At 74.1% G+C, this 7,419-nt stretch carries 2 protein-coding genes; both read left to right on the top strand.

The genetic code is table 11. The annotated features are described in order from the left end of the window. On the top strand, positions 1-4,928 hold a 4,928-nt coding region (locus ABT300_RS39065), incomplete at its 5' end, for an SDR family NAD(P)-dependent oxidoreductase (protein ID WP_351686440.1). Between the two features lie 255 nt (positions 4,929-5,183). Beyond that, the coding region (locus ABT300_RS39060) for an AMP-binding protein (RefSeq protein ID WP_351686438.1) at positions 5,184-7,419 on the top strand (2,236 nt) is incomplete at its 3' end.

The raw sequence follows: 7,419 nt of genomic DNA, 5'->3' as shown, positions 1-7,419 counted from the left end.
GTGCGGGTGTGTCGTCGTTCGGGATCAGCGGCACCAACGCGCACGTCATCCTGGAGGACGTCACCGACGAACCGCACACCGACCAACCGCACACCCACGATCTGCACGCCGTCCCCTCGCGGACTCAGGCACAGGCACCGGCGCCGGTCCCCTGGATCGTCACCGGTCGTAGCCGGGACGCCCTGCGCGACCAGGCCGCCCGTCTGCTCGACCACGTGAGCGCACACCCCGAAGTCGCCGTCGCCGACGTCGCGTTGGCGCTGGCGACCACCCGGACGCCGTTCGCCCACCGGGCCGTCCTCGTCGGCGACGACCACGACGGTCTCGCGGCCCGGCTGCGAGCGCTGGTCGAGGGGACGCCGCTGCCCGGCACGGTCACCGGCGCCGCACGCGCAGGCGGCCGTACCGCCTTCCTGTTCACCGGCCAGGGCTCCCAGCGGCCCGGCATGGGCCGCGAACTGCACGCCGCCCACCCGGTGTTCGCCCAGGCCTTCGACGCCGTGTGCGAACGCGTTCCCGGACTGCGGGCGGTGGTCCTGGGAGACGACGCCGAACTCCTGAACCGCACCGAGCACGCACAGCCCGCCCTGTTCGCCTTCGAAGTGGCCCTGTACCGCCTGCTGGAGTCGTGGGGCGTGCGCCCGGACCACGTCGCCGGCCACTCCGTCGGCGAGATCGCCGCCGCCCACGTCGCCGGAGTGTTCTCCCTCGACGACGCCTGCGCCCTGGTCGCCGCCCGCGGCCGGCTCATGCAGGCGCTTCCCTCCGGCGGCGCGATGGCGTCGATCCGGGCCACCGAGCAGGAGGTGACGCCGCTGCTGTCCGGACGCGAACGCGAAGTCGGCATCGCCGCCCTCAACGGGCCCTCCGCGACCGTCGTCTCCGGCACGGCGGAGGCGGTCGCCCGGATCTGCGAGCATTTCGAGGCGGCCGGACGGCGCACGACGCGGCTGCGGGTCAGCCATGCCTTCCACTCCCCGCTGATGGATCCCGCACTCGACGACTTCCGGGCCGTCGTCGCCGGCATCGCCTACGACGAGCCGACCTTGTCCGTCGTCTCCGCGCGCACCGGCGAACCGGCTCCCGTCGGTCTGCTCACCGACCCCGAGCACTGGGTGCGACACCTCCGCGAGCCGGTCCGCTTCCACGACTGCGTCACCCGGTTGCACGGCCTCGGCGTCCGCCGCTTCCTGGAGGTCGGGCCGAACGGTTCGCTCACCGCGCTCGCCGAGACGGCGCTCGCCGAGACGGAGTCCGACACGGCCGACACCGTGTTCACGGCAGCCGTCCTGCGGGACGAGCCCGAGACCGGGGGTCTGCTCCGCGCCGTGGGCGCCCTGTTCGCATACGGCGCCGAGCCCGACTGGACGGCGATCCTCCCCGGCGCCCGCGCCGTGCCGTTGCCCACCTACGCCTTCCAGCGGCAGCGGTTCTGGCTGCCGACCGCGGCCTCGGCGGGCGACCCCGACGCCGCCGGACTGCATCCCGCCGACCACCCGTTCCTGTCGGCCGAGGTAGCCCGCGCGGGCTCGGACGAGCTGCTGTTCACCGGGCGGCTGTCACTGCGCAGCCACCCCTGGCTCGCCGACCACGCCGTCCTCGGGCAGGTCATCCTGCCCGCCACCGGCTACCTCGACCTCGTCGTGCACGTGGGCGACCGCACCGGCTGCGGCCACCTGAGCGAGCTCACCCTGCTCAGCCCGCTCGTCGTGCCCGCCGAGGGCGCCGTCCACCTCCAGGTCACCGTGGACGCCGCCGACGAGCAGGGCCGTCGTGCCGTCGCCGTGTGGTCGCGGCTCTCGGCGGGCGAGGGGGAATGGCAACGGCACGCCCAGGGCGTCCTCGCCCCGCAGACGGGGTCCGTGCCGACCGACGGCCTCACCGCCTGGCCTCCGCCCGGAGCCCTGGTCGTCTCCGACGAGGACCCCTACGCGGCCTTCGCCGCCGCGGGCTTCGCCTACGGTCCGAGCTTCCGCGGCCTGGGCCGCGTGTGGGAGCGCGGCGAGGAGGTGTACGCCGAGGTCGCGTTGCCGGAACACTGCCGGGAGGACGCCTCCCGGCACGCCCTGCATCCCGCTCTGTTCGACGCGGCCGTCCAGGCTCTGCTGGTCAGACGTCCCGGGCTGCGGGGCGACGACGAGGACACGGCGCCGATGCTGCCGTTCGCGTGGACCGGGCTGACCCTGCACGCTGCCGGAGCGACCGCGCTGAGGGTGCGCCTGACCCCCGCCGGCCACGACCACGGCTACCGGGTCCTGGTCACCGACACCACCGGCCGGGCTGTCGCCACCGCCGACGCGATCACCCTGCGCGAGGTGTCCGCCGCCCCGGCCGCCGGGACGGCCCGACCCGAACTGCTGCGCCTGGACTGGCAGGAGACGCTTCCCGTCCCCGACCCGCCCGCTCCGCGCACGGTGCGCTGGATCGTCCTCGGCGAGGGCGACGACCGGGTGGTGGCCTCCCTCGACGCGACCGGCGTCCACGTGGAGACCTATGCCGACCTCGAGTCGCTCGCCAAGGCCCTCGACACCGGCATGACGATGCCCGACGTGGTCGTCGTCGCACCGGAGACGTGCCACGTCGGCGATCACGCCGTGCCCGAGGCGTTGCGGGGCCGGCTGTCCCGCACCCACGAGGTGATGAGCGGCTGGCTCGCCGACGAGCGGTACACCGACGCCCGGCTCGTGTTCGTCACCCGCCGCGCGGTGACGGCGGGCCGGGACGACGCATCCGAAGGCACGGCCCTGCCGGACGTGACCGCTGCCGCCCTGTGGGGGCTGGTCCGCGCCGGACAGACCGAACACCCCGGCCGGTTCCAGTTGGTGGACCTGCCCGGCGGGGCCGAGGCCGGCGACGGGGCCGCACTGCTCGGAGCGATCGCCTCCGGTCGCCCGCACAGCGCGATCCGCGACGGACGGGTCCTGCACTCCGACGCCGTGCCCGCCGCCCCCGGCGTCGCACCCGACCTCGCCGCGGGCACCGTCCTCGTCACCGGCGCCACCGGCGCCCTCGGCCGGGCCGTCGCCCGCCACCTCGTCACCCGGCACGGTGTGCGTTCGCTGCTGCTCGCCGGACGCCGCGGCCCCGCCGCGGACGGCGCGGACGCTCTGGTGTCCGAGCTGACGGAGCTGGGCGCCCGAGTACGGCTGGAGGCCTGCGACGTCGCCCGGCTGTCCGATGTCGAGCGGCTGTTGACCCACGTGCCCGCGGACGCCCCGCTGACCGGGGTGATCCACGCGGCCGGTGTCACCGACGACGCCGTCCTGACCGCGCTCGACGGGACGCGCTTCGACACGGTGCTGCGCCCGAAGGCGGACGGCGCCTGGAACCTGCACCGGGCCATGGCGGACCACCGTCCGGCCGCGTTCGTGCTGTTCTCCTCGGCGGCGGGCGCCTTCGGCGCCCCCGGCCAGGCCAACTACGCGGCGGCGAACGCCTTCCTCGACGGCCTCGCCGCTCTCAGGCACTCACTCGGACGCCCCGCGGCGTCCGTCGCCTGGGGGCTGTGGAGCGACGACAGCGGCATCACCGCCCGTCTGTCCCGAACCGACCGGGGCCGGCTGAGCCGCGGCGGTCTGCGTCCCCTGGCCACCGAGGACGCCCTCGCTCTACTCGACGACGCCCTCACCACGGCCGATCCCGCGGTGATCGCCGTCGCCACCTCGTCGGGCCGGGCCGGGGTCCGTTCGATGCTGCGGCCCGGCGGCGCGGCGGCGCGACGCAGGAGCGCGTCCGGTCCGGCCGAGCCGGCCGGCCCGTCCCTCCTGGCCGGACGCTCCCCCGACGAGGGCCGCACCGTGCTGCTCGGTCTGGTGCGCGACCTCGCCGCCACCGTGCTGGGGCACGCGGGCGTGGACGAGGTGGAGCCCGACCGGCTCTTCACCGAACAGGGCTTCGACTCCCTCACGGTGGTCGAACTCCGCAACCACCTCGCCACCGCCACCGGCCTGAAGCTGGCGCCGACCCTGCTGTTCGACCACGCCACGCCGGAGGCCCTCGCCGCCCATCTGCACGGCCGGCTCGCCGAGCGGGCCGCTCAGGAGACCGGCCCGAAGGAGACCGCCGGGGCCGCGTCGGACATCCGTCCCGAGGACACCCTCGGGGGCCTGTTCAAGCAGGCCTGTCTCGACGACCGTGTCGACGACGGCTTCACCCTGCTCCAAGCGGCGGCGGAACTGCGTCCCACCTTCACCTCGCCCGACGAACTCCCCGGTCTGCCCGGGGCGATCCGGCTCTCGGCGGGCGGCGCCGCGGCGCCGCTGGTGTGCTTCAGCTCGTATGTGGCCCTCGCCGGCGTCCACCAGTACGCCCGGTTCGCGTCGCCGTTCCGCGGCCGGCGCGACGTCTGGGCGCTGCCCACCCAGGGCTTCGGCACGGGTGAGGCGCTGCCGGCGACCTTCGACGCGGTGGCCGACCTGCACGCCGACGCCGTACGGCGAACCGTCGGGGACGTCCGGCCGGTCCTCCTGGGCTCGTCGTCCGGTGGGGTCCTCGCGCTCTCCGCCGCCCGGCGGATGCAGGAGCGCGGCGCCCCGCCGGCCGCCGTCGTCCTGCTGGACACCTATATGCCACGGGCCGACTCGCCGTTCCTGCGTTTCTCCCAGCAGATGCTCAGCGGCATGTTCGAACGGGAGTCGATGTTCGCGCACATGGACTCGGCCCGGCTCACGGCGATGAGCTGGTATGTCGCGATGATCGGGGAATGGGAGCCGGGCCCCCTGGAGTGCCCCGTGCTGCTGGTGCGCTCCAGCGAGCCCCCGGTGCCTGCGGCCCCCGGTGAGGAGATGCGGCCCGAGGAGTGGCAGACGTCCTGGGACCGGGCCCAGACCGTCCTCGACGTCCCCGGCAACCACTTCACGATGATGGAGGACCACGCCCGCTCCACCGCCGGGGCCACCGACGACTGGCTCACCGCCCGAGGCGCCTGACCGCCCGCCCGACACCGACGGCCCTGCCCCTCGACGGGGGCAGGGCCCATGGCCTTGCCTGCGTGCCTGCTGCGTGCCTGCTGCCTGCCCATCGCCGGGCCGGGTTTAGAGAAAGACCTAGTGCCGCCCTCGACATACTGCTTGGCAAAGATCGGGACCGATCTCTGCCGCTCCTCGTGCCCGACGGCGCCTGGGGGATGGCGGCCCCGGATTGTCAGAGTCCGTCCATCCTCCCCTGTGATTGGAAGCCGAGCTGTGACTGAAGAACCCTCCGTCGCACTTGTCCGCCCGCTGCACGAGATCCTGACGCACCACGCACTGCAGCGAGCGGACGAGCGGGTTTTCCAGGACTCCCGGCGGTCCGTCACCTACGGTGCTCTGGAGCGGCGCACCCGGTACCTGGCAGGGCACCTCGCCGCACTCGGGGTCGGACGCGGTGACCGTGTGCTGCTGCGCATGGGCAACCGGGTCGAGATGGTGGAGAGTTATCTCGCCGTCACGCGCGCGGGAGCCGTCGGCGTGCCGGTCGACCCACGCTCCTCCGACTCCGAGCTCGCCCACCATCTCCTCGACAGCGGCGCCCGCACGGTGATCAGCGGCGCTGCGCAGATACCCCAGCTGCTGAGGACCAGCCGGAGCAGTGGGCTGGACTGCCGTCTGATCGTCGTCGGCGCCGCCGAGCCGGTGGCGGGCGCCGCCGACTTCGAGCACCTCGCCGTCACTCCGCCGCCCGCCGACCCGCGGGACGACCTGGAGCTGGACGAGACGGCCTGGATCCTGTACACCTCCGGCACGACCGGACGCCCCAAGGGCGTGGTGACGACCCAGCGCAAGTCCCTCTGGGCCACGGCCGCATGCACCCAGCCGATCCTCGGCCTGTCCGCGGACGACCGCCTGGTGTGGCCGATGCCGCTGTACCACGCCGCCTCGCACAACATCGGCGTGCTCGCCACGCTGGCCGTCGGGGCGTTCGCCCACATCCTGGAGGGCTCGGCCCCGGACGAGATCATGGAGACCGTCCGCAGCGAGCAGGCCACCTTCCTGGTCGGCTCTCCCACCACGTACCACCGCATGGTGGACATCGCGCGCGAGCGCGGCCTCGAACTGCCGCAGCTGCGCGTGTGCATGGCGGCCGGCTCGGCCTGCCCGACCGAGCTGCACGAAGCCTTCGAGGACACCTTCGGCATCCGCCTCCTGGACAGCTACGGCAGCAGCGAGACCGGCGGCGCCATCACCACACAGGCACTCACCGGACCACGCGTCCTCGGCGCCGCCGGCGCCCCGCTGCCCGGCCTGACGCTGCGTCTGACGGACGCGCAGACCGGCGAGGAGGTGACTGCCGGTCAGGAGGGCGAGATCTGGGTGCACAGCCCGGCCACCATGACCGGATATCACAACGCCCCGGAAGCGACCCGGGCCGTGCTCGTGGACGGCTGGTACCGCACCGGCGACCTCGGCCGGCAGGATCCCGCCGGGAATCTCACCATCACCGGCCGCGTCAAGGAGCTCATCGTCCGCGGCGGCGAGAACATCCACCCCGCGGAGGTGGAGCACGTCCTGGCCGGGGTGCCCGGCGTGGCCGAGGCCGCGGTGGCGGGCAAGCCGCACACCGTACTGGGCGAGGTACCCGTCGCCTACCTGGTGCCGGGTCCGGAAGGCCCCGAGGGCATCGATGCCCGGGAGCTCCTGGAAACCTGCCGCCGGGAGCTCTCCTACTTCAAGGTGCCCGACGAGTTCCACGTCATCGACGACATCCCGCGTACAGCGACGGGGAAGACCGCCCGCCGGCAGCTGGCCGAGCTGCCCGCGACGCTGCTCGTCGTCAATCCGTCGGTGAGCGTCCGCCCCGACCTTGCCGCCGAGGGACCGACCGGAACAGCGCGCGCCGTGTCCCCGGAGTCCGCCGGCTCCGTCCTCCCGACGTCGCGGCACGGGCTCCTCGGCCTGGTGCGCTCCGTGGCGGCGGACGTCCTCGGCCTGCCCGTCGAAGAGGTGGCCGCCGACCGCCCTCTGCACGAACTCGGTTTCACCTCCCTGTCCGCCGTGACCCTCCGCGACCGGCTGTCGACCGCCTCCGGTCACCGTCTCTCAGCCGCGGTGGCCTACGACTACCCGACCCCGCAAGCCCTCGCGCGGTACCTCGACGGCCTGGGGGAGGGCGGCCCCGGCGCCGAGAGCGCGGAGGACGCGGAGGAGACGGCTGTGACGGAGCAGTCGGACGAACCCATCGCCATCGTGGCGATGGGCTGCCGTCTGCCCGGCGGTGCCCGGACGCCCAGCGAGCTGTGGGACCTGCTCGTGGCGGAGACCGACGCGGTCGGTCCGCTTCCCGACGACCGGGGCTGGAACCTGGACCGGCTCCTGGGCGACGAGGGCAGCGGCGGTGGGAAGTCGTCCGCCCGGCAGGGCGCGTTCCTCGACGACGCCGGGCGGTTCGACGAGGCGTTCTTCGGGATATCGCCGCGTGAGGCGCTGGCGATGGATCCGCAGC

It is taken from the genome of Streptomyces sp. NPDC001027, from assembly GCF_040299045.1.
GTDB lineage: Bacteria > Actinomycetota > Actinomycetes > Streptomycetales > Streptomycetaceae > Streptomyces.
This window is presented reverse-complemented; position numbering and strand designations above follow the sequence as displayed.